General features: G+C 65.1%; 28 protein-coding genes. 11 read left to right on the top strand and 17 right to left on the bottom strand.

Translation table 11 applies throughout. The annotated features are described in order from the left end of the window. Positions 1 to 28 precede the first annotated feature (28 nt). Positions 29 to 982: an agmatinase gene (gene speB, locus ACUSIJ_RS00320; RefSeq protein WP_449306357.1), complete on the bottom strand. Its 954-nt coding sequence runs from the start codon at positions 980 to 982 to the stop codon at positions 29 to 31. 15 nt (positions 983 to 997) lie between these two features. Here speB and ACUSIJ_RS00315 point away from each other — a divergent pair, with 15 nt between their 5' ends. From ACUSIJ_RS00315 to ACUSIJ_RS00280, 8 genes are all read left to right on the top strand, one after another. Next, positions 998 to 1,426, top strand: a complete 429-nt coding sequence (locus ACUSIJ_RS00315) for a hypothetical protein (protein ID WP_449306356.1) — start codon at positions 998 to 1,000, stop codon at positions 1,424 to 1,426. A gap of 256 nt (positions 1,427 to 1,682) precedes the next feature. After that, positions 1,683 to 2,360, top strand: a complete 678-nt coding sequence (locus ACUSIJ_RS00310; RefSeq protein WP_449306355.1) for a hypothetical protein — start codon at positions 1,683 to 1,685, stop codon at positions 2,358 to 2,360. Between the two features lie 594 nt (positions 2,361 to 2,954). Then, positions 2,955 to 3,803 (top strand): hypothetical protein, encoded by an 849-nt coding sequence (locus tag ACUSIJ_RS00305; protein ID WP_449306354.1) that lies wholly within the window; start codon positions 2,955 to 2,957, stop codon positions 3,801 to 3,803. Positions 3,804 to 3,870: 67 nt separating this feature from the next. After that, positions 3,871 to 4,347 (top strand): type III secretion system chaperone, encoded by a 477-nt coding sequence (locus tag ACUSIJ_RS00300; RefSeq protein ID WP_449306353.1) that lies wholly within the window; start codon positions 3,871 to 3,873, stop codon positions 4,345 to 4,347. Positions 4,348 to 4,519: 172 nt separating this feature from the next. Beyond that, the gene (locus ACUSIJ_RS00295) at positions 4,520 to 4,843 is read left to right on the top strand and encodes a hypothetical protein (RefSeq protein ID WP_449306351.1); all 324 of its coding nucleotides are present in this window, start codon (positions 4,520 to 4,522) and stop codon (positions 4,841 to 4,843) included. Positions 4,844 to 4,905: 62 nt separating this feature from the next. Further along, positions 4,906 to 5,706: an NAD kinase gene (locus ACUSIJ_RS00290; protein ID WP_449306350.1), complete on the top strand. Its 801-nt coding sequence runs from the start codon at positions 4,906 to 4,908 to the stop codon at positions 5,704 to 5,706. A gap of 62 nt (positions 5,707 to 5,768) precedes the next feature. Then, the gene (locus ACUSIJ_RS00285; protein ID WP_449306349.1) at positions 5,769 to 6,692 is read left to right on the top strand and encodes a hypothetical protein; all 924 of its coding nucleotides are present in this window, start codon (positions 5,769 to 5,771) and stop codon (positions 6,690 to 6,692) included. Between the two features lie 302 nt (positions 6,693 to 6,994). Beyond that, on the top strand, positions 6,995 to 7,801 hold the full coding sequence (locus tag ACUSIJ_RS00280) for a carbon-nitrogen hydrolase family protein (protein ID WP_449306348.1): 807 nt from the start codon (positions 6,995 to 6,997) through the stop codon (positions 7,799 to 7,801). Positions 7,802 to 7,998: 197 nt separating this feature from the next. Here the strand turns inward: ACUSIJ_RS00280 and thrS are convergent, their stop codons facing one another. Both thrS and yidD read right to left on the bottom strand, forming a co-directional pair. Beyond that, complete coding sequence (gene thrS, locus ACUSIJ_RS00275; protein ID WP_449306347.1) at positions 7,999 to 9,969, bottom strand: threonine--tRNA ligase; 1,971 nt, start codon at positions 9,967 to 9,969, stop codon at positions 7,999 to 8,001. 85 nt (positions 9,970 to 10,054) lie between these two features. Then, on the bottom strand, positions 10,055 to 10,462 hold the full coding sequence (yidD, locus tag ACUSIJ_RS00270; RefSeq protein WP_449306346.1) for a membrane protein insertion efficiency factor YidD: 408 nt from the start codon (positions 10,460 to 10,462) through the stop codon (positions 10,055 to 10,057). Between the two features lie 192 nt (positions 10,463 to 10,654). Here yidD and ACUSIJ_RS00265 point away from each other — a divergent pair, with 192 nt between their 5' ends. Then, positions 10,655 to 11,557: a MipA/OmpV family protein gene (locus ACUSIJ_RS00265; RefSeq protein ID WP_449306345.1), complete on the top strand. Its 903-nt coding sequence runs from the start codon at positions 10,655 to 10,657 to the stop codon at positions 11,555 to 11,557. Here ACUSIJ_RS00265 and ACUSIJ_RS00260 read toward each other — a convergent pair. Then, a complete protein-coding gene (locus ACUSIJ_RS00260; protein WP_449306344.1) occupies positions 11,536 to 12,054 on the bottom strand; it encodes an iron-sulfur cluster assembly scaffold protein in 519 nt (172 codons plus the stop codon). The genes ACUSIJ_RS00265 and ACUSIJ_RS00260 overlap by 22 nt on opposite strands. Positions 12,055 to 12,360: 306 nt before the next feature. Here ACUSIJ_RS00260 and folE point away from each other — a divergent pair, with 306 nt between their 5' ends. Both folE and hisI read left to right on the top strand, forming a co-directional pair. After that, entirely contained in the window at positions 12,361 to 12,996 is a 636-nt protein-coding gene (gene folE / locus ACUSIJ_RS00255; protein WP_449306343.1) for a GTP cyclohydrolase I FolE, read from the top strand. Between the two features lie 56 nt (positions 12,997 to 13,052). Beyond that, positions 13,053 to 13,475, top strand: coding sequence for a phosphoribosyl-AMP cyclohydrolase (hisI, locus tag ACUSIJ_RS00250; protein WP_449306342.1), 423 nt, complete (start codon positions 13,053 to 13,055; stop codon positions 13,473 to 13,475). A gap of 13 nt (positions 13,476 to 13,488) precedes the next feature. Here hisI and ACUSIJ_RS00245 read toward each other — a convergent pair whose 3' ends face one another. The 13 genes from ACUSIJ_RS00245 to lpxD all read right to left on the bottom strand — a co-directional run bounded on the left by ACUSIJ_RS00245 (position 13,489) and on the right by lpxD (position 25,115). Next, a complete protein-coding gene (locus tag ACUSIJ_RS00245) occupies positions 13,489 to 13,866 on the bottom strand; it encodes a hypothetical protein (protein ID WP_449306341.1) in 378 nt (125 codons plus the stop codon). Between the two features lie 210 nt (positions 13,867 to 14,076). Next, on the bottom strand, positions 14,077 to 14,499 hold the full coding sequence (gene ndk / locus ACUSIJ_RS00240) for a nucleoside-diphosphate kinase (protein ID WP_449306340.1): 423 nt from the start codon (positions 14,497 to 14,499) through the stop codon (positions 14,077 to 14,079). Positions 14,500 to 14,642: 143 nt separating this feature from the next. Further along, the gene (locus tag ACUSIJ_RS00235) at positions 14,643 to 15,287 is read right to left on the bottom strand and encodes a glutathione S-transferase N-terminal domain-containing protein (RefSeq protein ID WP_449306339.1); all 645 of its coding nucleotides are present in this window, start codon (positions 15,285 to 15,287) and stop codon (positions 14,643 to 14,645) included. 110 nt (positions 15,288 to 15,397) lie between these two features. Beyond that, complete coding sequence (locus ACUSIJ_RS00230) at positions 15,398 to 16,336, bottom strand: branched-chain amino acid ABC transporter permease (RefSeq protein WP_449306657.1); 939 nt, start codon at positions 16,334 to 16,336, stop codon at positions 15,398 to 15,400. A 59-nt stretch (positions 16,337 to 16,395) separates the two neighbouring features. Then, positions 16,396 to 17,283, bottom strand: coding sequence for a branched-chain amino acid ABC transporter permease (locus ACUSIJ_RS00225; protein WP_449306338.1), 888 nt, complete (start codon positions 17,281 to 17,283; stop codon positions 16,396 to 16,398). A 167-nt stretch (positions 17,284 to 17,450) separates the two neighbouring features. Further along, positions 17,451 to 18,650: an ABC transporter substrate-binding protein gene (locus tag ACUSIJ_RS00220; protein ID WP_449306337.1), complete on the bottom strand. Its 1,200-nt coding sequence runs from the start codon at positions 18,648 to 18,650 to the stop codon at positions 17,451 to 17,453. A gap of 137 nt (positions 18,651 to 18,787) precedes the next feature. Continuing rightward, positions 18,788 to 19,534, bottom strand: coding sequence for an ABC transporter ATP-binding protein (locus ACUSIJ_RS00215; protein WP_449306336.1), 747 nt, complete (start codon positions 19,532 to 19,534; stop codon positions 18,788 to 18,790). After that, the gene (locus ACUSIJ_RS00210; protein WP_449306335.1) at positions 19,527 to 20,282 is read right to left on the bottom strand and encodes an ABC transporter ATP-binding protein; all 756 of its coding nucleotides are present in this window, start codon (positions 20,280 to 20,282) and stop codon (positions 19,527 to 19,529) included. Before ACUSIJ_RS00210 ends, ACUSIJ_RS00215 begins: the two co-directional genes overlap by 8 nt. Before the next feature lie 325 nt (positions 20,283 to 20,607). Then, positions 20,608 to 21,801 (bottom strand): lipid-A-disaccharide synthase, encoded by a 1,194-nt coding sequence (gene lpxB / locus ACUSIJ_RS00205; protein ID WP_449306334.1) that lies wholly within the window; start codon positions 21,799 to 21,801, stop codon positions 20,608 to 20,610. A 7-nt stretch (positions 21,802 to 21,808) separates the two neighbouring features. After that, on the bottom strand, positions 21,809 to 22,663 hold the full coding sequence (locus tag ACUSIJ_RS00200) for an LpxI family protein (RefSeq protein WP_449306656.1): 855 nt from the start codon (positions 22,661 to 22,663) through the stop codon (positions 21,809 to 21,811). Beyond that, positions 22,660 to 23,475 carry an acyl-ACP--UDP-N-acetylglucosamine O-acyltransferase gene (gene lpxA, locus ACUSIJ_RS00195; RefSeq protein WP_449306333.1) on the bottom strand — a complete coding sequence of 272 codons (816 nt, stop codon included), beginning with the start codon at positions 23,473 to 23,475 and terminating at the stop codon, positions 22,660 to 22,662. Before lpxA ends, ACUSIJ_RS00200 begins: the two co-directional genes overlap by 4 nt. Positions 23,476 to 23,489: 14 nt before the next feature. After that, a complete protein-coding gene (fabZ, locus tag ACUSIJ_RS00190) occupies positions 23,490 to 23,954 on the bottom strand; it encodes a 3-hydroxyacyl-ACP dehydratase FabZ (protein ID WP_449306332.1) in 465 nt (154 codons plus the stop codon). A gap of 78 nt (positions 23,955 to 24,032) precedes the next feature. Next, positions 24,033 to 25,115 carry a UDP-3-O-(3-hydroxymyristoyl)glucosamine N-acyltransferase gene (gene lpxD / locus ACUSIJ_RS00185; protein WP_449306331.1) on the bottom strand — a complete coding sequence of 361 codons (1,083 nt, stop codon included), beginning with the start codon at positions 25,113 to 25,115 and terminating at the stop codon, positions 24,033 to 24,035. Between the last annotated feature and the right edge of the window lie 67 nt (positions 25,116 to 25,182).

Below are 25,182 nucleotides of genomic sequence, written 5' to 3'. Positions count from 1 at the left end.
TGTCAAGTATTCAGTCGACGGGTGAGCTTCAACGGGCCTTCTCGGCCAGAATCTGCAGGTAGTGCTGCACCAGGGCCGAGCCTGCGATCGCCGTGATGTCGGCGTGGTCGTAGGGCGGCGATACCTCCACGATGTCCATGCCGCGCCAGTCGAGGTCGCGCAGCGACCACAGGGCGATCAGCGCGTCGATGGACGCGAGCCCGCCGGCGACGGGCGTGCCGGTGCCGGGCGCGAAGGCGGGATCGAGCGCGTCGATGTCGAACGACAGGTATGCCGGCGCGCCCCCTACCCGCTCGCGCACCCGCGCGGCGAGCCCGAGGGCCCCGAGCCCGCGCGCCTCGTAGGCGTCGATGATCTCGATGCCAAAATCGTCCGGGGCCACGGTGCGGATACCGATCTGGATCGAGCGCCCGGTGTCGATGAGCCCCTCGGCCTCGGCCTGGGTGACGAAGGCACCGTGCGACTGGCCGCCGTTGTCCTCCCACGTGTCCTGATGGGCGTCGAACTGCACCAGTGCCAGCGGTCCGTGCAGGCTGGCATGCGCGCGCAGAAGCGGCAGCGTGATCGAATGGTCGCCGCCGAGCGTGACGAGATGCGCGCCCGCCGCGAGGATATCGACCGCCTGGGCCTCGATCAGCCCCGGCACCTGATCGAGATGGCGGTAGTCGAACGAGCAATCGCCCCAGTCGACTGCGGTCAGCGTGTCGAAGGGGTCAAGGCCCGAGGGGAACTGCGGATCGCCGTCGAAGATCGCCGAGGCGCGGCGCAACGCCTGCGGGCCGAAGCGCGTGCCGGGCCGGTTCGAGGTGGCGGCGTCGAAAGGCACGCCCCAGATGACGACGTCCACGCCCTCGATGTCGCGGCTGAAGCGCCGGCGCATGAAGGAGAGCGCGCCGGAATAGGTCGGCTCGTGCGATCCGCCGCGCAGGTCGCCCAGAAAGGCGTTGTCGGTGGGGCGCGGGCGGATGGGATCGTCGGTCAAGGCTGTCTCCCTGCCATGGAGCAAAATGCATTGAATACGAATCGCTATTTCGCTCTATCTCTTTGTTCATGCATCAAATTTATCCCAAAAACGGTACCCGTTTTTCGGTTTGATGCAATAGCGTTTTCGAGCGAAGCGGATACCGGTTCGCGTGAAGAAAACGCGCCGAACCAGAAAGTTGGAGCATTTCAGCACTTCCGTGAAACGATGACATGCGCCGTTGCGCCGTATCGTGTCATAAATGCGGCGATTTTCAAGCAACGCCGGGACGGGCCGATCCGGGCCGCCAGTGCCCGGATGCCATGGCGCACAGGCGTCCGGACACACCTTCGCCGTGTGTCATGCAGCAGAATCCGTCTCCAGAACGATGGCAAAAATTGGCTTATCATTCTGCATGATTATGTTATACTTTCCATACAGGGTGTGTTTCCTGCCGTTTTTTGAGAGGTTATTATGAATTATTTACATAGTTCATTTGAATTCAGGAATTTTTATTCATTTTATCTGCGCATTGTGCATGTAGCAGGTGATTTTTATTCAGATTTCCTGCCGTCTGCACAACAATTCGGGTCCCCCCAACGGGCGCCTCGTCTTGTCACGGTGCCGGCGCGGGCAGGTGTGTGGCGGTGCGGTGCGGGTGCGCCTTAACGGAAACGAACGGCGAGACGGCGAGACGGCGAGACGGCATGGAGGGCGGAAGATGGATGGCGTAGGATGGATCGGGCCGAACGCCCCGATCCGGACGGAAAACGTCGATCAAGGCGGGGAGACGCAGAGGCCGCAGGTCAGCACCGGTGGCCATGATCCCGCAGGCCGGTCGGTGACGTTCCTGGGAACCGTTGGGTCTGGAGCCTCGGGCGGGGCCAAACTGGGGTCGGCTCCCGGCTTCGGAATTGCCGACTGGGCGAGCCGGAATCTGATGGGGGAAGGCGAGGAAGGCTTCTCCGTGGGGACGACTATCACGTACCTCCCGGGCATGGTCATTGCCCTCGCCGGGGGGCTTCTCGGCCTGGCGGGCGCCGCGGTGGGCGGAATTCTGGGCACGATCGGCGGCGCACTCACCGGAATTGGCCGCTGGCTGTTCGGCTCCACCAGGGAGAACCGCTCGGATGCTGCGGCCAATACCGCCAACAATTTCGGCAGTGCCGGACAGGCTTTGGTGAACGCGCAGACGAATGCCGGGAACGCGCCGATGCGCGTTCCTGCCGGAAACATTAGAATTTTGACGCCGGAGGAGGTGCAAAAGTTGAGGGATGAGGGCGTGTTGTTTGTCCAATCCGTTGCCGTCTCCTCTCCTGATACCGACAGTGCTTTCGAACTTGCGCATAAACATAGGAATTTCGTGAAAGACGCAACAATCGCGGCGGATGAAAGCTGACGCCGTCCGCGTTGCGGCTGGGGCCGCCGGTCGGCTCCTGGCGGTCGCCGGCTTCTGCCCGCAGGTTCGTGGCCGCTGATCGCCATGCGGTAAGGCAGGCGGGCCGTTTCGCGCCGCTCTTGCATAAGGGCGGCGTCGCGCGTTTCAACAGGACTGTCCGGAGATACTGCCTGTCGCTTGCCTCCAGAACCCGCGCGGCCTCCCCGCCCAAGGCCGGCAAGAGGGGGCGCAGGCGCCTTTTCCGGAGGTCGAAGAATCCGCTTTTCATTCCATGGATTTGCGCTATACTTGGTCACATAATTCATTCTAGGTTATTGATTAGAGACATATTATGAGACGTTTTCAGGATTGCTTGGGGCTGTTCCGGAACGTATCCTCATGGTCGCGGAGCCGGTTGTAAACATGGATCTCCGATCTTTCACTATTCCGGCCACAAAGTCATTGATTTTGCAGCCGATTCGATTGTCCGCGCGGGCTGCTGTCCGGGCTGCGCGGGTGGACGTGCGGGCCCGTCGTTGTGAATGGTGATGAGATATTGATCTGTATTCACAAAATAATTGAGATTTTCGGATTTTCGGGATGGAGTAAAAAATTATGAGCGCTATTGAAATTGAGAGGGTTCCCCTGACCAGAGCCGATTCGTATCCTTCTCAGGATGGCGATTCTTTTGCTGTTGGCGGTTCGGAGGATGTGGCGCTGCTCGATCTCACGCGGCGGCGGACTTCGACCTCGAGCGGACGGGATCCGTCGGGCAGAGACGTTTTCGCTGTCCCCACCAAGCTGGCGGACGATGAGTATACGGAAGCCGAGCGGAAGTATCGGCGCGACAGGCGCAACGCCCTCAGCGAGGACTATTCCAAGTGGGGTGCCGGCATCGGAGCGGTCGTAGGCGCGACTCTGGGAGCCATCGGGGGCGCTATCTTCGGCGTGGCTGGTCTCGCTCCCGGCATGGTGGCCGGCGCGGTTGCCGGTGGTTTGGCCGGCGGCGTGGCTCTTGGCACCATATTCGGCGCTATCGGCAAGTGCATCGGCTGGGTCGTCGGGCACCTGAAAGCCAATCGCGAAATTCTCGCGAAGCGGGCGGAGAAGGCTGCCGAACTGCCGACCATGGGGGACGGGCGTCAGATCATCCCTGAACAGGTCGACGCAGCTTCACCCGAGCAGGCCGGCGGATTGCTGATCAAGATGCTGAGAAACAGCGGCGTTGTGAGTCGGACGGCATTCAGCTTGGTGCTCAAGGTGCTCCAGGTAGATCCTCAGCGGCGGGAGACTTTCATACGCCGGTTACAGCAAGCCGATGCCGAGAATGCCGCTTCGCAGCCAGGTTTGACCCGTCCCCCCTCTCTGCGGCGGGCAAATACCGGCCTTGATAATTGTGATCTGCTGGATCCAACGTCGAACACCGGTAATGCGGGGCGGGATCTTGTGATTGATCATATTTAAGTGAACCATGGCCGGTCAAAGGCTCTCCTTTGACCGGCCATCTCCATAACATGAGGCGGCATCCGTCATGTCCTTCGTTGCAGATCCCAGAGAATTGCTTGCGGGCTACGGCCGTTCGGTCGGGCTTGCGGATGTCGCTTTCGACGACGAGGGCGAGGCGTTGCTGCTGTTCGACGCCATCGCCGTGCGTTTCCTCCACGACGAGGAGCGGAAGATCATCCTGATCAGCTCACCGCTGGTCAATCGCGAGGTCGAGCCGGACATCGAGGTCTACGCCCGCCTGCTGGAGCTCAATCTCGTCGGCATCCTGCACAATTCGGGCTCCATCGGGCTCGACCGGGAGAACCGGGCGGTGATCTTCGCCAACTCGATTTCCCTCATCGGGCTCGATCAGGCCCGTTTCAACGATTTCGTCAATGCCAGTGTCGATATTATCGACGCATGGCGCAAGACGCTCGAGTCGGGCGAGTTGAAGCAGGCGGGGAAGGCGCCCGAGCTGGACATCCTCCCTAGCGACGACGGCACCGTGCCGACGCGCGTGTGAACACCGTTCGCGCCCTGTCCCCTATTTGCGCCCTGCCCTTGTCAAGCCGCCGCCCGGCAACCACATCCATTTCGGAGGGGGTTTTCGGCGCGAGCCGGATGCGCCCGCCGTGCAAGTTCTCACGCAGGATGCTTTCCAGGATGCTTTCTTTGGGTGCCAATGGCAGGTATGGATGACGAATGACCCTTTTCGCCGCGATCCGTTCGGCTTCGCGCGTGTGCGCATCGTGCGCCTTCCCAAATGGCAGGTGGTGCTGATCTCGGCACTGGCGGTCACGCTGGTGCTGACGCTGGTCGTCGTGGCGGCGGGCGCATTCCTGCTGCTGTTCCCCGTCGTGCTGATCGCCGGCCTCGTTCTCGGGCTCGTCGCCCGCTGGCGCAACAGGCGGGGCGCCCCCGTGGCCGGCAACCCGGCCCGGCGCCGTTCCGACGGTGACGACATCGTCGACGCTGAGTACATCGTCATCACCGACAGGCGGCGTGAGGAAGAGCGCTGAGCCCCGATCATCCGCCGACAACGCGGATTGCCAGCGCGGCGCGGGCGACGTAAATTCCCCGCATGAATGAAGCACCCTCGATCGCCGAAGCTCCTTCCATCGCGTTTGTCGCCAGCGATACGCCCGAGGCGCAGTCGGCCAAGGAGCGCCTGGAAGCGCGCTACGGCGCGCGCGATCCCGAAACCGCGGACCTTGTGGTCGCGCTCGGCGGTGACGGGCTCATGCTGCAGACGCTGCACCGCTTCCTGGGCACGGCCAAGGGGGCAGCCAAGCCGATCTACGGCATGAACCGCGGCTCCGTCGGCTTCCTCATGAACGAATTCCGCGAGGACGATCTGCTCGCCCGCGTCGCGCTGGCGCAGCGCTCTGTGGTGCATCCGCTGCTGATGCAGGCGCACGACATCCACGGGCAATCCTTCAGCGCCTACGGCATTAATGAGGTGTTCCTGTCGCGCCAGACCTATCAGGCGGCGAAGATCCGCGTCTGGGTCGACGGCCAGGTGCGCCTCGGCGAACTCATCGCCGACGGCATCATGGTGGCGACGCCGGCCGGCTCCACGGCCTACAACCTCTCTGCCAACGGCCCCATCCTGCCGCTCAACGCGCCCCTGCTGGCGCTGACCCCGATCTCGGCCTTCCGCCCCCGCCACTGGCGCGGCGCGCTGCTGCCCGACCACGCCCGGCTGCGCTTCGACGTGCTGGAGGCGCAGAAGCGCCCGGTCAGCGCGGTTGCCGACCACACCGAAATCCTGTCCGTTGCCTATGTCGACATCGCCCTCGATCCATCGGTGGACCTCGTCATGCTGCATGATCCGGGCCATAGCCTCGACGAGCGCATCCTGCGCGCCCAGTTCGGATACTGACCTTGCGCGGCCCTGAAACGCCGAAGCGCCGGGGATCGCCGCGAGCGGCCGTGCAAGCCGCCATGGCGGCCGTCCTGGCGCTCGCGGTCGCCATGATCCCGGCGCGGGCGCAGGATCAGGAGCAGCGCTACGAGGCCCCGAGGGCCATTCCCATCACGCCTGCGCTCCCCATGGAGGGCAGCGCCTTCGGCGAGCCGCCGCGCGTGCTGCCGGGGACGTTGCAGGGCAACGCGGCAACGGTTCACTCCCTGTCGCTCACGGCGACGCTGGCCGGCAGCGAGATGCCGATCCAGTCGGGGCTGATGTGGCGCATCTACGCCGTCAATCCGGACGGGGACCCCACCCTCATCTCGGAGCTCGACGATGCGTCGCCGCGCCAATCCCTGCCGCAGGGCAACTACATCGTGCACGTCTCGTACGGCTACGCCAGCGCGATCGCGCGCGTGGCGCTGCGCGCCGATTCGGTCACGCGGCTGGCGATCTCGGCGGGCGGGCTGCGCGTCACCGGCGTGATCGGCACCGATCCGGTACCGAACGAAGATCTGACCTATTCGGTCTATCTGCCGGAGCACAACAACCCCGAGGCCCGTCTGGTGGCGACGCACATCCCCTCGGGCGAGACCCTGCGGCTGCCGGAGGGCGATTACCATGTCGTGTCGAGCTACGGCACGGCGAACGCGATATCCCGTGCCGATCTCAGCGTCGAGGTCGGCAAGGTGACCGACGCCACCATCAACCACCGCGGCGCCAGGGTGACGCTGAAGCTCGTCGCCATGGAGGGCGCCGAGGCGTTCGCCGGCACCGCCTTCAGCGTGCTGACGCCGGGCGGCGACACCATCCACGAGGAAGTGGGCGCGTTCCCCTCGCTGATCCTCGCCGAGGGCGACTATGTCGTCGTCGCGCGCCACGAAGGGCAAGTCTACACGCGCGAGTTCACCGTCGACAGCGGCGTCGATGCGGCAATCGAGATCGTCGGGCGGCAGTGATCGCGGATCCGCCGGTCGTATCTCGCCCCCCGCGGCGGTAGGTGTGCCGTACCATGCCGTATTGTGCGCCTGTCAGGCATGTAGACGAAAAATAAACTTATAATAATAGAAAATGCCGCTCCATCTTCATGATTGTGCGCTCATCGAAGATACATTTTAGTTGCAAAAGTATCAATTTCCCAGGAGGTGTCTGAATTTCAATTGATTCGGCGTTTTATGTTTGTCTTTGCCATGAATTATTTTTCGTGTGGCATGCGCCGGATGGGCTTGGCAGGATGTCGTAAAAACGTCACGATTCAGCCATGACGAATCTCCTGAGTCCTCTGTCCATAGCCGTGGCGCAGAGCCACGTAACCGCCGATATCCACGCCAATGGCCGGCATGTGCGCGCGCTGATGCAGCGCGCGAGCGACAAGGGCGCGCGTCTCATCCAGTTCACCGAATGCGCTCTGTCGGGGCGCGCCCGCAACCACATCAACAACTGGCACCGCGTGGACTGGGAGGCGCTCGACGCCGAGCTCACCGAGACGGCGGCGTTCGCCCGCAGGCTCAGGCTGTGGACGGTCGTCGGCTGCAATCACCGCCTGCCGCCGCCGAACCCGCCGCACAACAGCCTCTACGTCATTTCGGACAAGGGCGTGATCGTCACCCGCTACGACAAGCGCCTGTGCGCCAGCGACGGCTCCAGCCTGTGGTACACGCCGGGTTTCGCGTCGACGACCTTTGTCGTCGATGGCTACCGGTTTGGCTGCGCGTTGTCGACGGAGGTCCACTATCCTGAACTGTTCGCGGCCTATGAGCGGCTGTCGGCGGATGCGGTGCTGCTGTCGTCCTATGCCGAAGAGGCCATCTTCGCCATCGAGGCGCAGGCGCATGCGTCGATCAACGCGCTCTGGCTGGGGTTGGCGACGGCGGTCGAGACCAGCATGGGGCTCCCCGGCGGCGTCATCGGGCCGGACGGCAATTTTCTCGCCCGCAACCGGCGCCGCATGGCTTCGGTCGTCATCGCCACGCTCGACCGCTCGCGCCCCGAATACACGCGGGTGCACAACCGCACGCGCCTGCGCAAGCTCGCCGGGGACCGGCCGTCCAAGGGGCTGGAGGCGTAGAGCGCGGCTTGGAAGCAGTCGGAGCGAAGAGGTTGGCGCGAAATGGGCGCGACGCCGGAAGCGCCACGCCCGTCATGGAGCCCTAGAGCGCTTTCCGTTCAAACGGAATCGGTTGAACGATAAGAATTCGCTCAAAATCAGCAAGTTAGAGCATGTTGTCGTTTCCGTGAAAAGACGACATGCTCTAAGGTGATCCTCTATGCGGCCGACTGCTCGGCCTGTGGCGCGCGGCGCTGGTCGGGGGGCAGGCTTTCCGCCACCAGCGCGTCGAGCGCTTCGTCGAGCGGCAGTTGCTGCTGCGCCTGCGAGCCGAGACGGCGGATCGAGACGGTGCGCTGCTCGCCCTCCTTCTTGCCGACCACGAGCAGCACCGGCGTCTTGGTAAGCGAGTGTTCGCGCACCTTGTAGGTGATCTTCTCGTTGCGCAGGTCGGTTTCCACCCGCAGCCCCCGCTTCTCGGCCTCTGCCGCCACCTCGCGGGCGTAGACGTCCGCGTCCGAGGTGATGGTGGCGATCACCGCCTGCACCGGCGCGAACCACAACGGGAAATGGCCGGCATAGTGCTCGATCAGGATGCCGAGGAAGCGCTCCATCGAGCCGCAGATCGCCCGGTGCACCATGACCGGCGTCTTCTTCTGGCCGTCGTGGTCGACGAAGAACGCGCCGAAGCGTTCCGGCAGATTGAAGTCGACCTGCGTTGTGCCGCACTGCCAGTCGCGGCCGATGGCGTCGCGCAGCACGTATTCGAACTTCGGCCCGTAGAAGGCGCCCTCGCCCGGGAAAATTTCGGTGCGGATGCGGTTGCCCGATCGCGCCCGGATTTCCTCCAGCACCTTGCCCATCACGTCCTCGGCGTGGTCCCACAGGTCGTCGCTGCCGACACGCTTTTCGGGCCGCGTGGACAGCTTCACGACGATGTTGTTGAGATCGAAGCCGAAATCCGCATAGGTGGAGAGGATCAGGTCGTTGATCTTCAGGCACTCGCCGGCAAGCTGGCCCTCGGTGCAGAACACATGCGCGTCGTCCTGGGTGAAGGCGCGCACGCGCAAAAGCCCATGCAGCGCGCCCGATGGCTCGTAGCGTGCGACGGAACCGAATTCCGCAAGCCGCATAGGCAGATCGCGGTAGGATTTCAGGCCGTGCTTGAACACCTGCACATGGCCGGGGCAGTTCATCGGCTTGATGGCGAAGACGCGCTCGTCCTCGGTCCGGGTGACGAACATGTTTTCGCCGTACATTGCCCAGTGACCGGAGGTCTCCCACATCGCCTTGTCGAGGATCTGCGGCGTGTTGATCTCGCGATAGTCGCCATGCAGCCGGCGGCGCATGTAGGCGAGGAGCTGCTGGAACATGGTCCAGCCCTTGTCGTGCCAGAACACGACGCCGGGTCCCTCCTCCTGGAAATGGAACAGGTCCATTTCGCGCCCGAGCCGGCGATGGTCGCGCCGCTCAGCCTCCTCGAGCTGGTGCAGGTAATTGTCGAGCTCCTCCTGCGTCGCCCAGGCGGTGCCGTAGATGCGGGTGAGCATGGGGTTGTTGGCGTCGCCGCGCCAGTAGGCGCCCGCGACCTTCATCAGCTTGAAGGCGTTGCCGATCTTGCCGACGCTCGTCATGTGCGGGCCGCGGCACAGGTCGAGCCATTCGCCTTGACGGTAGATCTTGAGATCCTCGCCCTCGGGAATGGCGTCGACGAGCTCGACCTTGAAATGCTCGCCCCTGGCGCGGAAGAAGTCCTTGGCTTCCTCGCGCGTCCACAGCTCCTTGGTGAAGGGGGCGTCGCGGGCGATGATCTTCTTCATCTCCGCCTCGATGGCGGCGAAGTCCTCGGGAGTGAACGGCTCGTTGCGGGCGAAATCGTAGTAGAAGCCGTTCTCGATGACGGGTCCGATGGTCACCTGCGTGCCGGGCCACAGCCGCTGCACCGCCTCGGCGAGCACGTGGGCGCAATCGTGGCGGATGAGCTCGAGCGCGCGCGGGTCCTCGCGGGTGATGAACTCGATGCGGGCATCCGCGTCTATCGCGTCGGTGAGATCGCGCACCTCGCCGTTAAGCGCCATGGCGACCGTGCGCCTGGCGAGCGATTTGGCGATGCTCTCGGCCACCTCGCGGCCGCTGGTGCCGGGGGCGTACTGGCGCGCCGCGCCATCGGGAAATGTCAGGGTAATCATCAACAAAGTCTCCGGCTCACTCCTGCACACAGCGCAGGTAAGCGACTTGAGGCCGCCCGCGGCTTGGTATCGCCGGCGGCCTGGGTCAGCGGACGGTGTTCAGTCCGGGCTTCGAGGCTTCGTCGCCATCCGATTCGACGGCCTCGCAGATCATGGCGGTTTCTTCCATGGGCGGCGCGTTGGTGCCCCGCCAGCGCCCGTAGGTCCACGGCTTATACCATCGGCTGCCTTCGGGCAACGCGTCCGGCACGAGATCGAGGCCGCGCGTCCCCAGCGGATGGCACCGGCAGATGCGCGCCACGCCCATCCAGCCGCCAGCCCACAGGCCATAGCGGTCGATCGCCTCATCGGTATAAAAGGAGCAGCTCGGCAAATGCCGGCAATGGCGGCCGAAGACGGCCGAAAGGGTGAGCTGATAGGTGCGGATCAGCACACGCGCCGCGAACACGCCGGGACGTCTCAAAGCGGACGATATCGGACTCTTGCCCGTCACCACATTTAACCTGACTGCCTAAGATATCCGTGTTACCGAATCGACTATACCATGAACCTGTGGGGGAGCTGGCAGGCCCGGAGAGTTGGCGAACCCTTGAGGCTGTACCCTTGGGGCCGCCGTGGCGGCGCTAACCAATTGGTGAAATTTATGCGGCATGTTCAGGCATGTAGAGAGTGGAGGAATGTCGTGTTGCGTAAAACATCCCGTCCCATCCCGGGTTTGGCCGCCATATCGGGGGCGCTGGGCCTCGCCGTTGCCGGAGTCTCGACAGAGGCCCTCGCCCAGGACCTGGGGTACGACCCCTACGCGCAGGAGGCGAGCGGTTCGGCCTTCCCTTACTTTTCGACGGTGCCCGTCGATTCCGCCCGGTGGATTCTGACCGTCAGCGCCAATGCCGACGTCGGCCCCTCGTTTCGCGGGTCCGACAAATATACCATCACCCCCTACCCGCTGATCGGCATCCGCCGCGGCGGACAGGCGCGCCGTCCCGCCATCCCCGGTGACGGGGCGAGCCTTGACCTGCTCAACCACGATTTCATCAGTCTCGGGCCGGTGGCCCGCTATCGCAGCGGCCGCTACTTCGCCGACGACCGCAAGCTGTTCGGCCTGCGCAAGCTGCCGTGGACCATCGAGGCCGGCGCGTTCGTGGAGGTGTGGCCGACGCACAACCTGCGCGCCCGCGCCGAGGTGCGCCACGGGTTCCGCGACGAGGACGGCTGGGTCATCGATTTCGGCGGCGATTTCGTGCAGTCCTTCGGGCAGTTCACGTTCACCATCGGCCCGCGCGTGAGCTGGGTGAGTGACAAGACGGCGCGCAACACGTTCGGCGTCACCGAACACGAGGCGGCGCTGAACAATCTGGTGTTCCCGCAGCACGGTCTTTACGCCTTCAAGCCCCAGGCCGGAATCCAGAGCGGCGGCGCTGCCGCGTCTCTCGCTTACCAGTTCAACGACCAGTGGAGCGCCACGGCCAAGGCCTCCTACAACCGCCTCGTCGGGGATGCGGGCAAGAGCCCGATCGTGCGCCGGCTCGGAGACCGAAACCAGTTCAACTTCGGCCTCAGCGCCGCCTACTCCTTCGGGGTCAACTGACCCACGGCTTCGGGTGTCCGATACAGGGAATCGGGAACGACGATCCCCCCGCGCTGCGCCGGCGCGCTGTGGCGTCTTTCGATCTGCGCCAGCGCGTCCGCGACGGCGTCGAACGTGAGCATCGTGGAGGCGTGGCGGGCCGGATAGTCGCGCACCGGCTCCAGCGCGGCAAGCGCTTCCCACCGCCCCGATGGTGGCGCGCCGCCCTCTTTCAGCATGCGCCGCATGATCTCGCGGATCTCCCGCAGCTCCGCCGAGGTGGAACCGATGACGAGACGGCCCATCACCGAAGCGGAAGCCTGGCCGAGCGCACAGGCGCGCACCTCATGGGCGAAGTCGTGCACCGTGTCGCCTGACACCGCAAGATCGACGGTGACGGTCGATCCGCACAGCTTCGAGTGCGCGGTGGCCGTCGCATCGGGATTGGCGAGGCGACCGAGGTGCGGAATGTCACTGGCAAGGACCAGGATTTGGCGGGTGTAGATCTCGTTCAACATCTCTTTCTCGCACGAGAGCGTTTCATCGTTTCATGGAAACGTCGAAACGCTCCGTTTCTTTGTCTTGAGAATGGCGGGGACAGGTTCCGCCACCTGCGCCCATGCCGCGGTTACCCTGAATATGTCGCATATGTCCCTGCGCGCCGTTCTCTTCCATGATCCTATGTCAATACCCCAATGTCTGGCCATGCGTTGTGGTGTCGTGGCCGTTTCCTATATAAGGTAAATCCTTGCGGGAAGAAGACCCCATACAGGAATGCGAAAAGCCGTCCTTGTCCGGGCCGGTCGAACAGCGGGAGGCACCACATGGATGCCGTGGTTAAGCCCTTGTCCGCGCGTCAGGCAGAATATGCCAACGCCGACAAGCCAGGTCAGGATAGACCCACGAGAGCGGAGGCCGAAGCCGCCGTGCACACGTTGCTGCGCTGGATCGGCGAGGATCCCTCGCGCGAGGGCCTTGTCGACACGCCCAAGCGCGTCGTCCGGGCCTATGAGGAACTGTTTTCCGGCTATAACGAGAACCCCATCGAAGTGCTCGATCGCGTGTTCGAGGAGGTCGAGGGCTATTCCGACATCGTGCTGGTGCGGGATATCTCGTTCTTCTCCCATTGCGAGCACCATATGGTGCCGATCATCGGCAGGGCGCACGTCGCCTACTATCCCGAACGGGGGGTCGTCGGCCTGTCGAAGCTTGCCCGCGTGGTCGAGCTGTTCGCCCGCCGCCTCCAGACCCAGGAGGCGCTGACGGCGCAGATTTCGGATGCCGTCAACGACGCCCTGCAGCCGCGCGGCCTCGCGATCATGATCGAGGCTGAGCATATGTGCATGGCCATGCGCGGCATCCAGAAACAGGGCGCCACCACCATCACCACGCGCTTCAGCGGCGTGTTCCAGGAGGACCCCGCCCTGCAGGCGCGCTTCTTCATGCTCGTGCGTGAATGAAGCAACGCATGAGCATGTCGGCATAACCCCCTGATAAAAATCAAAAGGCTCTTATCGTGAGTGATGGCCCCTTCCCGGCCCCTCCCGCCGACAAGCAGACGGTGGAGGAAGGGCTCGCGCTGACACCGGCTTTCGATGCCAACGGACTGATCACCTGCGTGACCACGGACGCGGACACCGGCCGTCTGCTCATGGTGGCGCATATGAACGCCGAATCGCTGCGGCGCACCATCGAAACCGGCGAGGCGTGGTACTGGTCCCGCTCGCGCCAAAGCCTGTGGCACAAGGGCGATACGTCGGGGCAGATCCAGACCGTGGTGGAGATGCGTGTCGACTGCGATCAGGATGCGGTCTGGATCAAGGTACGCGTCGCCGGTGACGGCGGCTGCTGCCACACGGGCCGGTGCTCGTGCTTCTACCGTCAGGTGCCGGTCGGACGCGGCACCTGCGAGGCGCTGGAACTCGTCAAGGACGATTGAGGCGAAGGCAGGCCTACAGCTTGCAGGCGGCCTGCGCGGCCTGGGCCTTGGGCCTCGCCGTGTCGCTGAACACGGCCGACCGGCGGAAGGCCGCGAGCTCGTCGTCGCTGAGCGTCTGCGTGACCCGCCGCGCATAGCACCCGCAACGCTCCGCGTAGCTGTCCTTCGACGAGGTGGACGTCCCCCACTGCCGGATCACGCAGGCGTCGAGAATGTGGGTGCGGATCTCGTCGGCGCTGGCGTTGCTCAGATCGACGCGGTTGGCGCCGCCGGGCTGTTGCGGCGCGCTTGCCCCCGCCACCACCGGCAGCGGATAGGCACCCGCGAGTGCGATGGATACGGCGGCCGCCAGACCGGCAAGCCTGAAGTCGGCAAACTTCAAATCCGTCATTTTCAAGCCAATGACCTCTATGAGACCCGACATGCTCATTGCAATGCCTCTGTAGCCCGCGCCCGCGAAAAAGCGCGGCCGCGATTGCAGGCCACGCTCAATCGGTGGGGCGTTGACGCAGCGAACCGAAAAGTGCGTGTATTTTGGGATAGATGGAATGCGGAAAAAAGACAGCGCGGCGATCCCGTTGCCGTCCGCCGCGCTCGCGTCTCAGCCGACGATTTCGTTGCCCGCGAAGAACTGGGCGATTTCCACCTGTGCCGCCTCGGGGGAGTCGGAGCCGTGCACCGAGTTCTCGCCGACCGACTTGGCGAACAGCTTGCGGATGGTGCCGTCAGCCGCATTCTCCGGGTTGGTCGCACCCATGACCTCGCGATACTTCGCGATGGCGTCCTCGCCTTCGAGCACCTGCACGACCACTGGGGCGGAGATCATGAAATCCACGAGTTCGCCGAAGAACGGACGTGCGCTGTGCACGGCGTAGAACGTCTCCGCCTGTTCGCGCGTCAGGCGGATGCGCTTCTGCGCGACGATGCGAAGGCCCGCCTGCTCGATGACGGCGTTGATCGCGCCGGTGAGATTGCGTTCGGTTGCGTCGGGCTTGATGATGGAAAAAGTGCGCTCAAGAGCCATGGGATACCGTCTAAAACCTTGTGTTGGCGAATTGTGAGCGGCTTATAGCGGTACATGACGTCAGCGACAAGACGACCGGTGCGCCGAAACGGCGAAAGTAGCCTTCCTGTCACGTTTTTTATGGCCCGACCGCGCGGCCGGCGTCATTCCCGCGGCTGGTCCGCCGAGATCGCAAGGCCGCGCTGCACCGCGGGGCGCGCCAGAACGGTCTCAAGCCAGCGCCTGAAATGGGGAAAGGCCGCGATGTCCTGCCCCTGGCGTTCCCAATGCTTGCTCCAGCCGATGCTGGCGATATCGGCGATCGAGTATTCCCCGGCAATGTACTCCCGGTCCGCCAGACGCCGGTCGAGCACGCCATAGAGCCGCGCCACTTCCTTCGTATAGCGATCGATGCCGTAGGCGATCTTTTCGGGTGCGAAGATGCGGAAATGATGCGCCTGACCGGCCATCGGTCCGAGGCCGCCGACCTGCCAGAACAGCCATTGCTCGACCTCCATGCGCCGGCGTTCGTCGCCGGGATAGAGCTTGCCCGTCTTGCGGCCGAGATATTGCAGGATCGCGCCCGACTCGAAAACCGAGATCGGCTTGCCGTCCGGCCCCTCGGGATCGACGATGGCCGGAATGCGGTTGTTGGGCGAAATCGCCAGGAAATGCGGCTGGAACTGCTCTCCCTTGCCGATGTTGATCGGGTGAACCCGGTAGGGCAACCCGACCTCCTCGAGCATGATGGAGATCTTCCAGCCGTTGGGCGTCGGCCAGTAGTAGAGGTCGATCGGTTCCAGGTCCATCCGTTTCCGGCCGCTCGCTGCCTGCGCCATGACATTGCCCCGTGTGGCGTGGGTGAGTGATGATGCAACGCTATCATGTCGCCGGTGGCGCCGGGATGCGAAACGTCACATCACAGCGGGCGCCTGATCCACCGCGAGAGAACGCCGATGATGCCCTCCCGGAACAGCATCACGCAGATGACGAACACGATGCCCTGGATGATCGGCACCCATGCGCCGAACGTCGCCAGATAGTTCTGCATCGACACCACGATCGTCGCGCCGATGACGGGGCCGAAGATCGTGCCCATGCCCCCCACCAGCGTCATCAGCACGACCTCGCCGGACATGGTCCAGTGCACGTCGGTCAGCGACGCGAGCTGGAAGACGATGGCTTTCGTGGCGCCGGCCAGTCCGGCGAGCCCGGCCGAGAGGACGAAGACCGCGAGCTTGTACTGCGACGTGCGGTAGCCGAGGGAGATCGCGCGGGGCTCGTTGTCGCGGATGGCGCGCAGCACCTGCCCGAAGGGCGAATGGATGATGCGGAAGATCAGCAGAAAGCCGAACAGGAAGATCGCCGCGACGACATAATAGAGCGTCCGGTCGTCGGCGAGCGGCAGCGCGCCGAACAGGACGCCGCGCGGCACCGCCTGGATGCCGTCCTCACCGCCGGTGAACTGCGACTGCAGCGAGATGAAGTAGACGAGCTGCGCCAGCGCCAGCGTGATCATGGCGAAATAGATGCCCTGACGGCGGATCGCCAGCGCGCCGAAGGCGGCACCCAGCACCACGGCCGAAGCCGTGCCCGCGATGATGGCGAACTCGGGCGTCAGCCCCCAAACCTTGGCCGCATGGGCGCTGACATAGCTCGCGAAGCCGAAATAGGCCGCATGGCCGAAGGACAGCAGGCCGCCATAGCCCAGCAGCAGGTTCAGCGCGGCGGCGAACAGCGCAAAGCACAGGACCTTCATCAGGAAGACGGGATAGAGGATATAAGGCGCCACCAGCAGCACCACGACGAGCGCCGCGAACAGCACGCCGTAGAGCCGGGACGAGGAACGCGCTGCCATGTCGACGATGTCGTCGGCGTCGGCGCTCTCCTTGGGGGCCGCAAGGTCATGGATGGTCATCAGGCAGCCCTCCCGAACAGGCCAGCAGGCTTCACCAGAAGCACCAGGATCATGATAACGAAGATGACGGTCGAGGAGGCCTCGGGATAGAAGACCTTCGTCAGCCCCTCGACGACGCCGAGCGTGAAGCCGGTGACGATCGACCCCAGTATCGAGCCCATGCCGCCGATGACCACGACGGCGAAGACGACGATGATCAGGTCCGCGCCCATGTTGGGGTTCACCGCGTAGATCGGCGCCGCCAGCACGCCGGCGAAGGCGGCGAGTGCCACGCCGAAACCGTAGGTGAGCGTCACCAGCAGCGGCACGTTGATGCCGAAGGCGCCGACGAGCGTCGGGTTCTCCGTCGCCGCCCGCAGATAGGCGCCAAGGCGCGTGCGCTCGATCACGAGCCACGTTCCGAGGCACACCGTAAGCCCCGCCACAACCACCCAGGCCCGGTAATTGGGCAGGAACATGAAGCCGAGGTTGCGCCCGCCCGTGAGCTCGGCCGGAATGCCGTAGGGAAGACCCGAGACGCCGTACTGGTTGCGGAACGCGCCCTGGATGATGAGCGCCAGGCCGAACGTCAGCAGCAGGCCGTAGAGATGGTCGACGTTCTGCAATCGCGACAGGAAGAGCCGCTCGATGATCACGCCCGTGACCCCGACTATGAGCGGGGCGATCAGCAGCGCCCACCAGTAGCCGACGCCCGCATATTGCAGCAGCATCCAGGCGACGAAGGCCCCCATCATGTACTGTGCGCCATGGGCGAAATTGATGATGTTGAGCAGGCCGAAAATGATCGCGAGCCCGAGGCTGAGCACGGCGTAGAACGAACCGTTGATCAGCCCGAGCAGAAGCTGGCCGAACAGGACCTGCGACGAAACGCCGAGAAGTTCAAACATCGATACGCCTTTCAGCGGCAGACGGCATCGGATGAAGATCAGAATTATGATCTATTGCAATATGTTGGTGCGACAACATGATCGAAGACATCACGATGCCGCATCAACATGCAGACTTCAAACCCCAGTCCGGGCGGGGGATCCTGCCGCCCGGACTGGGGCGAGGGTTACTTCACCAGATCGCAGCCGCCGTCTTCGAGCGAACGGAACGCCTCGGCCGCCGGGATGACCGCCAGCTGGTTGTAGTAGTCCCACGGTCCCGTCGAGTCGGCCGGCTTCTTGACCTCGAACAGATACATGTCGTGGACGTGGCGGCCATCGACGCGGATCTCGCCCTTGCCGAGCAGCGGGTCCTCGGAGGGGTTCTCGTGCATCCACTTGAGCACCTCGGCCGTGTCCTTGGACTTCGCGGCCTCGACCGCCTTGAGGTAGTGCAGCGTGCCCGAGTAGACGCCGGCGTGCACCATGGTCGGCTTGGCGCCGCCATGGCGTGCGGCGAAGCGCTCGGACCACTCGCGCGTGCCGTCGTTCTGATCCCAGTAGAAGGCTTCCGTCAGCACCAGTCCCTGCGCCGCCTCGAGGCCGAGGGCGTGCACGTCGGACAGGAAGATGAGGAGCCCCGCGAGCGTCTGGCCGCCGGCCACGATGCCGAATTCCGACGCTTGCTTGATGGTGTTGATGGTGTCGCCGCCCGCGTTGGCGAGCCCGATCACCTTGGCCTGCGACGCCTGCGCCTGCAGCAGGAAGGACGAGAAATCGCTGCCGGGGAACGGATGCCGCACCTGGCCGAGCACCTGGCCGCCGGCCCTCTTCACGACTTCCGCCGTGTCGCGTTCCAGCGCGTGGCCGAAGGCGTAGTCGGCGGTGATGAAGTACCACGTATCGCCGCCCTGCTTGACCAGGGCCGTGCCGGTGCCGTTGCCGAGCGCATAGGTGTCGTAGGTCCAGTGGATCGTGTTCGGCGAGCACTGCTTGCCGGTGAGATCGGTGGCGCCGGCGCCCGAATTGATATGGATCTTGTTCTTCTCGCGCGTGATCTGGGACACCGCCAGCGCCACCGAGGACGTGGGAACGTCCAGAATGACGTCAACGCCGTCCTGATCGTACCATTGCCGCGCGATGTTGGAGCCGACATCCGGCTTGTTCTGGTGGTCGGCGGAGATGATCTCGACCTTGATGCCCTTTTCGGCCGCCTGGAAATCTTCCACCGCCATGCGGGCGGCGAGCACGGAGCCTTCGCCCGACAGATCGGCGTAGACTCCGGAGCGGTCGTTCAACACGCCGAGCTTGACGGCGATCTGCGCCTGAGCCGCATTGAGCGCGCCAAGGACGAAGGTAGTGGCGAGCAGCCATGTTCTGATGCCCATCGTATCCCCCTATGTAAGAGACAAACCAAGCAAGATGCCATAGTCGAGATTGTCGGTGTTCTTGTTCTTGCTCTTGTTCCGGCCGCGGGCCGGGCCGGAAAGGTCGTCATGACGCCATCCATGGTCACTAACAGCCTCTAGACGCCCAGATAGGCGTGCAGCTTGTCGATGTTGGCGTCGAGTTCGTCGTTGCGGATCATGTCGATGACCCGCCCCTGTTCGACCACGTAGTGGCGGTCGGCGACGGTTGCCGCGAAGCGGAAGTTCTGTTCCACCAGCACGATGGTGAAACCGTCCTGCTTGAGACGGGCGATGGTGCGGCCGATCTGCTCCACGATCACCGGGGCGAGCCCCTCGGTCGGCTCGTCGAGCAGCAGGAGGTTGGCCCCGGTGCGCAGGATGCGCGCGATCGACAGCATCTGCTGCTCGCCGCCGGACAGCTTCGTGCCCTGGCTGGACAGGCGTTCGCGCAGATTCGGGAACAGGGTGAAGATCTGCTCCTGCGTCATGCCGCTGCCGGGCTTCACCACGGGCGGGAGCACGAGATTTTCCGCCACCGAGAGGCTGGAGAAAATCCCCCGCTCCTCCGGCACATAGCCGATGCCGAGCCGGGCTATGTGGCGCGCCGGCATGCGGATCGTCTCCTGGCCGCCGAACGTGATCGAGCCGGTGCGCTTGCGCAGGATGCCGATGATCGAACGCAGGGTCGTGGTCTTGCCCGCGCCGTTGCGCCCGAGCAGCGTCACCACCTCGCCGGGCGCGACGTCGAAGTCGATGCCGTGCAGGACATGGGATTCGCCATACCACGCCTGCAGGTTCCTCACCGACAGCAGCGCCGTCGCCGCGGCCGGCGTTTCGAGGACGCGCGAAGCCGCCTCAGGCATGCATGCCTCCCATATAAGCTTCCACCACCCGCTCGTCGCTGGAGACCGTGGCATAGCTGCCTTCGGCCAGCACCTTGCCGCGCGCCAGCACCGTGATGCGGTCGGACAGCGAAGCGACGACGGAAAGATTGTGTTCCACCATCAGGATGGTGCGATTGGCCGACACGTGCCGTATCAGCGCCGCCATGCGGTCGACGTCCTCGTGGCCCATGCCCGCGAGCGGTTCGTCGAGCAGCAGCATCGCCGGATCGAGCGCGAGCGTCGTTGCGATTTCGAGCGCCCGCTTGCGCCCATAGGGCAGTTCGCCTGCCCGCCTCGCCGCATAGTCGGCGAGCCCGACGGCCTCGAGCAGCTCCCTCGCCTCGCGGTCGTAGCGGCTGAGCAGGCGCTCGGAGCGCCAGAAATCGAAGGAATCCCCGCGCCGGCGCTGCAGCGCGATGCGCACGTTCTCGAGCGCCGTGAACTGCGGGAAGACTGCGGAAATCTGGAACGAGCGCACCACGCCGAGCCGGGCGATGTCGGCCGGTTTCATGGCGGTGATGTCGTTGCCCTTGTAGGTGATCGTGCCGCGCGTGGGCGTCAGGAACTTGGTCAGCAGGTTGAAGCAGGTCGTCTTGCCCGCTCCGTTCGGGCCGATGAGGGCATGGATCGTGCCCTGTTCGATGTTCAGATTGACCCCATCTACCGCCTTGAAACCCTTGAACTCGATTGTCAGATCGCGTGTTGCCAGAATCACATCGGCGCGCATCCGGCGTTCCCCCTGCGTGTATCTTTGATTGTTGGTGGCGGGCTTTGCCCGATCGGTCCGGACATCTGACAATTGCATATGCAACCTAGACATGCAGTAAACATTGCCTAGCCATGCGCTGGCAGCATTATCCGGAATTTCTCCGCTGTCAATCAGGCGAAGGTCGGAGCAAGCAAAACCGGGTTGGAAAACAATGAACAGTTCAAGTCTGTACGATTTTTCATCCCGCTTCCCGGTCGGGTATTTGTCGGGTATTCGGCCTGTTAGCGCACGAAATTGCCCAGCTTTCACTGCATATGATTAGCCGACTGCCCGCGGTTTCCGATCAGCCGGATGCGGCGGTTTCGGCAAGGACAATCCGCGCGGCGCGATCGCTGGGCGCCTCGTCGCCGATCGCCATCGCCTCCTCCAACCGCCGGAACGCCGCAACCTGTCGGTTGCGGTCGGGTGTGTCGCCGAGCAGGGGCAGCAGCGCCTCGGCGAGCTTTTCGGGCGTGCAGTCCCATTGCAGGCGCTCCGGGATCACATGTTCGTCAAGAATCAGGTTGGCGTAGGTCACGGTCGTCACCGTGAGGAAATGCCGCACCTGGGATTCGAGCCACGATACCTTGTACGCGACGACCATCGGCACGCCGGAAAGCGCGAGCTCCAGCGTCACGGTGCCCGACGCCGCGAGCGCCGCGTGCGCGCGCCGGAAGGCGGCATGTTTTTCCGCCTCGCCGTCGATGATGTCGGGCTTCACCGGCCACTGCGCCACCGCCTCGCGGATCATCGGCGCGACGTGCGCCACCGCGGGCAGCACGAACCGCAACGGTCGCCCGGCCTGTTCCGCGAGCAGCGGCAAGGTCTCGGCGAACACCGGCAGCAGGCGCGCGACCTCCGAGCGGCGGCTGCCGGGCAGCACGAGCACCTCGAGCGTCTGCGCATCCGCGAAGGGCACACGCTCGCCGTCAGCGGGGCGCAGCCTGTCGAGCCGCTCGATCAGCGGGTGGCCGACATAGGAGCACGGCGGGCCGCCGAGCCTCCGGTGCGCTTCCGGCTCGAACGGCAGCAGCGCCAGCAGATGGTCGACATAGCCGCGCATCTTGCGCGCCCTGCCCGGCCGCCACGCCCAGACGCTCGGGCTGACGTAGTCGACGATGGGCAGGCCGGGCCGCGCGGCGCGCACCCGCTTGGCGACCGCGTGGGTGAAGTCGGGGCTGTCGATGATCACCAGCACGTCGGGGTCCGCCGCGAGCACCGCCGCCACCGTCTCGTGAACGCGCCGGACGATGGTGCGCAGCCGCGCCACGACGGCGACGAACCCCATCACGGCGATGTCGGACAGCGGGAACAGGCTCGTGAGCCCTTCCCGTTCCATGGCGTGCCCACCGACGCCGGAGAAGCGCACGTCGCCCCGCATCTTCAGGGAGCGCATCAGGCGCGCGCCGAGCTGATCGCCGGATTCCTCGCCCGCCACCAGAAAAACATGCACGGCCCTGCCCGCTTCCCGCTGATCGCTCATGGCTTCGTCACTCATGGCTTCGTCAACTCCGCCGCCCCGGTTCCACGCCAATGACGAAAAGGCCGCGCCGGTCGGCCTCCCGCACTATTTCGGCCTCGTCGATGACGAGCGTGCGTCCGGCGCCGTAGGCGATGCCGTCGAGGCCCGCTTTCGCGGCGTTCCTGACGGTCCTGGGGCCGACCGCCGGCAGGTCGATACGAAAATCCTGCCCTTCCTTGGTCGTTTTCACCAGCACGCCCCGGTTCTCCGCCCGCCAGCGCCGGGTGAAGCGCATGCAGCGCACGCGCCGCAGCATGGCGTCGGTGCCCTCCGGCCCCTCCAGCGCGACCACCCGCCGGCCGCCGACCACCGCCGCCTGGCCGGCATCGAAACGTGAGACGGCATGCAGCAGGTCCATGCCGATCGCGATGGCGCCGGCACTCGCTGCATCGGGCGCGCGCGCCGTGAGGACGCCCGCCCTGCCGAGCAGTTCCGGCGCCAGCTCGTCGACCCCGACGACCCGGTGCCCCTGATCCTCCAGCAGCCGCACCACGCCGCCGAGCAGGCCGTCGTCGCCGAGCGCCATCAGCGCCGCAAGCTCGCGCCGGTTGCGGTAGGCGGCGAAGGCGCTCAGCACGACGGAAGGCTGCGGCCGGTTCACCGGCCCCGCCATCACGACGCATGCCGGCTGCCACTGCGCGAGCAGCGCGAGCGCGCGGCGCACGTCGACCATGCTGACCGTGGCATCGGCGCGCCGGCGTATATCCGCGCCGGCGAAGCCGCGAAACGCCAGCACCCGCGTGTCCACGCCCCGTGCGGCCAGCGCGTCGAGCAGCATTCCCGGCAGCGCGCCGCCGCCTGCCAGCACGGCAACGGGCGCGCGCCGCTCCACGGTCAGTGCCCGTGCCCGTCTTTCGGCACGCAGATGGACCGCTTGCCCGTATGCCGGATGAAGGTCAGCACCTCGTCCACCAGCGGCGAATCGGGGAACGCGGCGGCCACGTCGTCGACGCGCTCCAGCAGCGTGCCCTCGTCCGCGAACAGCAGCCGGTAGGCGCGGCGCAGCACGTGGATCTCCTCGCGCGAAAAGCCCCGCCGCTGCAGGCCGACGATGTTGAGCCCGCCGAGATAGGCGCGGTTGCCGAGCGCCATGCCATAGGGAATGAGGTCGTTCTCCAGCCCCGACAGGCCGCCGATGAAGGCATGCCGCCCGACGCGCGCGAACTGGATGACCGCTGCGCCGCCGCCAATGATGACGTGGTCGCCGACGGTGACATGCCCTGCCAGCATCACGTTGTTGGACAGGATGACGTTGCTGCCGACCCGGCAGTCGTGGCCGACATGGGAATTGGCGAGAAAGGCGCAGCGGTCGCCGATGACCGTCTTCATGCCGCCGCCCTCGGTGCCGGGATTGATGGTCACACCCTCGCGGATGAGGCATTCCGCGCCGATGACGAGCGTCGACGGCTCGCCATGGTACTTCAGGTCCTGCGGCTGGTGGCCGATGGAGGCGAAGGGGAAGAGCCGGGTGCGCGGGCCGATGCGCGTGCGCCCCGCCACGACGACGTGGCTCACGAGCTCAACGCCATCGCCAAGCTCCACATCCGCGCCAACGACGCAGAATGGCCCGATGCGCGCGCCCGCGCCGAGCCTCGCGCCGCTGTCAACCACCGCCGTGGGATGTATCGTGGCCGTATCCGCCTTGCTCATCAGGATTGTCCCGTTCACTCGATCACGAGCATGGCGGAGAGTTCAGCCTCGCACACGAGCACGCCGTTCACCTTCGCCTCGCCGCGAAACCACCACATGTTGCGGCGGTTCGCGAGCTTCGTCATATGATAGTGCACCACGTCGCCCGGTTCGACGGGCCTGCGGAACTTCACCTTGTCGATGGTCATGAAATACACTTCCTTGGGGCGCGCCTTCTCGGCGAGCTTGGAGGCGACGCACAGCGCGCCTGCAGTCTGCGCCATGCCTTCGATCATGAACACCCCCGGAAACAGCGGCCGCGACGGGAAATGGCCCTGAAATTGCGGCTCGTTGTAGGTCACATTCTTGATGCCGATACAACTGTTGTCGCCGTCCATGTCGATGATCCGGTCGATCAGCAGGAACGGATATCGATGCGGCAGATAGCCCAGGATCTGGAGAATGTCGGCGGTGTTCAGATGCGACGGCGCGTCGGTCATGTAAAAGATGCTCCCTTGATCCCGCCCGCGCATTCGGGGGCAGGATCACCCTGTCGATTGCTCATGAGGTGATCCGCGTCACGGCGAGCCGTCGCCTTCGTCGGAGGCCGGGTTGCGACCGCGCGCGCCACGGCCGGCGATCATCGTCTTCAACCATGCCACCTCTTTCAGCCATTCCCTGATCGGCCGGGCCGGCGTGCCCGCCCATCTCGCGCCGGGCGGAACGTCCTCCGCAGCGGCGCTGCGCGCCGCGAGCTGCGCGCCGCTGCCGATGTGGATGTGGCCGATCGCGCCGCTCTGTCCGCCGATGACGACGAAATCCCCCAGCGTGGTGCTGCCCGAGATGCCCACCTGCGAGACGATCACGCAATGGCGGCCGATCACCACGTTGTGGGCGATCTGCACGAGGTTGTCGATCTTGGTGCCCTCGCCCACGATCGTGTCGCGGCTCGCGCCGCGGTCGATCGTCGTGTTGGCGCCGATCTCGACGTCGTCCTGAATGATCACGCGCCCGATCTGCGGCACCTTCACGTGCCCGCCCGCGCCCATGGCGAAGCCGAAACCGTCCTGGCCGATGCTCGCGCCGGGATGGATGATCACGCGGTTGCCGAGGAGCGCGTGCGACAGCGACACGTTGGGCCCGACGCTGCAATCGCGCCCGATGCGCACGCCAACGCCGATCACCGCGTTGGCGCCGATCACCGTGCCGCTGCCGATCTCGGCGCCCGCGCCGATGACCGCGCCGGGATCGACCGCGACACCGGCCTCCAGCCGCGCATCGGGATGCACGACGGCGCCGGGAGACACGCCCGAAGCCGAGAACAGCGGCTGCGGACGCACGGCGGCGGGATGGAGGCGCGCCAGCACCCGCGCGAAGACGTGATACGGCTGCGCCGTCACGAGCGCGATGGTCGAGGGGGGCGTCCGGCCGGCAAAACGCGGCGACACGAGGCATGCGCCGGCCTTGGTCGCGGCCAGCGCGTCACGGTAACGCGGGTTGTCCATATAGGCGAGATCCGCGGGACCGGCGCTCTCGAGCGGCGCGACGGACGAGAAGGTCCGCGCTCCGTCGACACCGTCCGGCAGCGTGATGCCCGCCAATGCCGCAATGTCGTCGAGACTGACCGAGCCGGCGCCGGGAAAGAATACAGGATCGCTCATGCTCGCCCGTTTCGCAAAAAAACAGGGACGGCGCAAGGCCATCCCCGTCGATCTCCCCAATAACCGA

This window comes from Pseudochelatococcus sp. B33 (assembly GCF_053570585.1).
The sequence above is the reverse complement of the archived record's forward strand: the minus strand, read 5'-3'. Positions and strand labels throughout refer to the sequence as shown.

Coding starts and splice junctions, on each gene's coding strand:
- ACUSIJ_RS00315 (WP_449306356.1), top strand. CDS start 998: ATGGAGCAAAATGCATTGAATACGAATCGCTATTTCGCTCTATCTCTT.
- ACUSIJ_RS00310 (WP_449306355.1), top strand. CDS start 1,683: ATGGATGGCGTAGGATGGATCGGGCCGAACGCCCCGATCCGGACGGAA.
- ACUSIJ_RS00305 (WP_449306354.1), top strand. CDS start 2,955: ATGAGCGCTATTGAAATTGAGAGGGTTCCCCTGACCAGAGCCGATTCG.
- ACUSIJ_RS00300 (WP_449306353.1), top strand. CDS start 3,871: ATGTCCTTCGTTGCAGATCCCAGAGAATTGCTTGCGGGCTACGGCCGT.
- ACUSIJ_RS00295 (WP_449306351.1), top strand. CDS start 4,520: ATGACGAATGACCCTTTTCGCCGCGATCCGTTCGGCTTCGCGCGTGTG.
- ACUSIJ_RS00290 (WP_449306350.1), top strand. CDS start 4,906: ATGAATGAAGCACCCTCGATCGCCGAAGCTCCTTCCATCGCGTTTGTC.
- ACUSIJ_RS00285 (WP_449306349.1), top strand. CDS start 5,769: ATGGCGGCCGTCCTGGCGCTCGCGGTCGCCATGATCCCGGCGCGGGCG.
- ACUSIJ_RS00280 (WP_449306348.1), top strand. CDS start 6,995: ATGACGAATCTCCTGAGTCCTCTGTCCATAGCCGTGGCGCAGAGCCAC.
- thrS (WP_449306347.1), bottom strand. CDS start 9,969: ATGATTACCCTGACATTTCCCGATGGCGCGGCGCGCCAGTACGCCCCC.
- ACUSIJ_RS00260 (WP_449306344.1), bottom strand. CDS start 12,054: ATGTTGAACGAGATCTACACCCGCCAAATCCTGGTCCTTGCCAGTGAC.
- folE (WP_449306343.1), top strand. CDS start 12,361: ATGGATGCCGTGGTTAAGCCCTTGTCCGCGCGTCAGGCAGAATATGCC.
- ACUSIJ_RS00245 (WP_449306341.1), bottom strand. CDS start 13,866: ATGACGGATTTGAAGTTTGCCGACTTCAGGCTTGCCGGTCTGGCGGCC.
- ndk (WP_449306340.1), bottom strand. CDS start 14,499: ATGGCTCTTGAGCGCACTTTTTCCATCATCAAGCCCGACGCAACCGAA.
- ACUSIJ_RS00235 (WP_449306339.1), bottom strand. CDS start 15,287: ATGGACCTGGAACCGATCGACCTCTACTACTGGCCGACGCCCAACGGC.
- ACUSIJ_RS00230 (WP_449306657.1), bottom strand. CDS start 16,336: ATGGCAGCGCGTTCCTCGTCCCGGCTCTACGGCGTGCTGTTCGCGGCG.
- ACUSIJ_RS00225 (WP_449306338.1), bottom strand. CDS start 17,283: ATGTTTGAACTTCTCGGCGTTTCGTCGCAGGTCCTGTTCGGCCAGCTT.
- ACUSIJ_RS00220 (WP_449306337.1), bottom strand. CDS start 18,650: ATGGGCATCAGAACATGGCTGCTCGCCACTACCTTCGTCCTTGGCGCG.
- ACUSIJ_RS00215 (WP_449306336.1), bottom strand. CDS start 19,534: ATGCCTGAGGCGGCTTCGCGCGTCCTCGAAACGCCGGCCGCGGCGACG.
- ACUSIJ_RS00210 (WP_449306335.1), bottom strand. CDS start 20,282: ATGCGCGCCGATGTGATTCTGGCAACACGCGATCTGACAATCGAGTTC.
- lpxB (WP_449306334.1), bottom strand. CDS start 21,801: ATGAGTGACGAAGCCATGAGCGATCAGCGGGAAGCGGGCAGGGCCGTG.
- lpxA (WP_449306333.1), bottom strand. CDS start 23,475: ATGAGCAAGGCGGATACGGCCACGATACATCCCACGGCGGTGGTTGAC.
- fabZ (WP_449306332.1), bottom strand. CDS start 23,954: ATGACCGACGCGCCGTCGCATCTGAACACCGCCGACATTCTCCAGATC.
- lpxD (WP_449306331.1), bottom strand. CDS start 25,115: ATGAGCGATCCTGTATTCTTTCCCGGCGCCGGCTCGGTCAGTCTCGAC.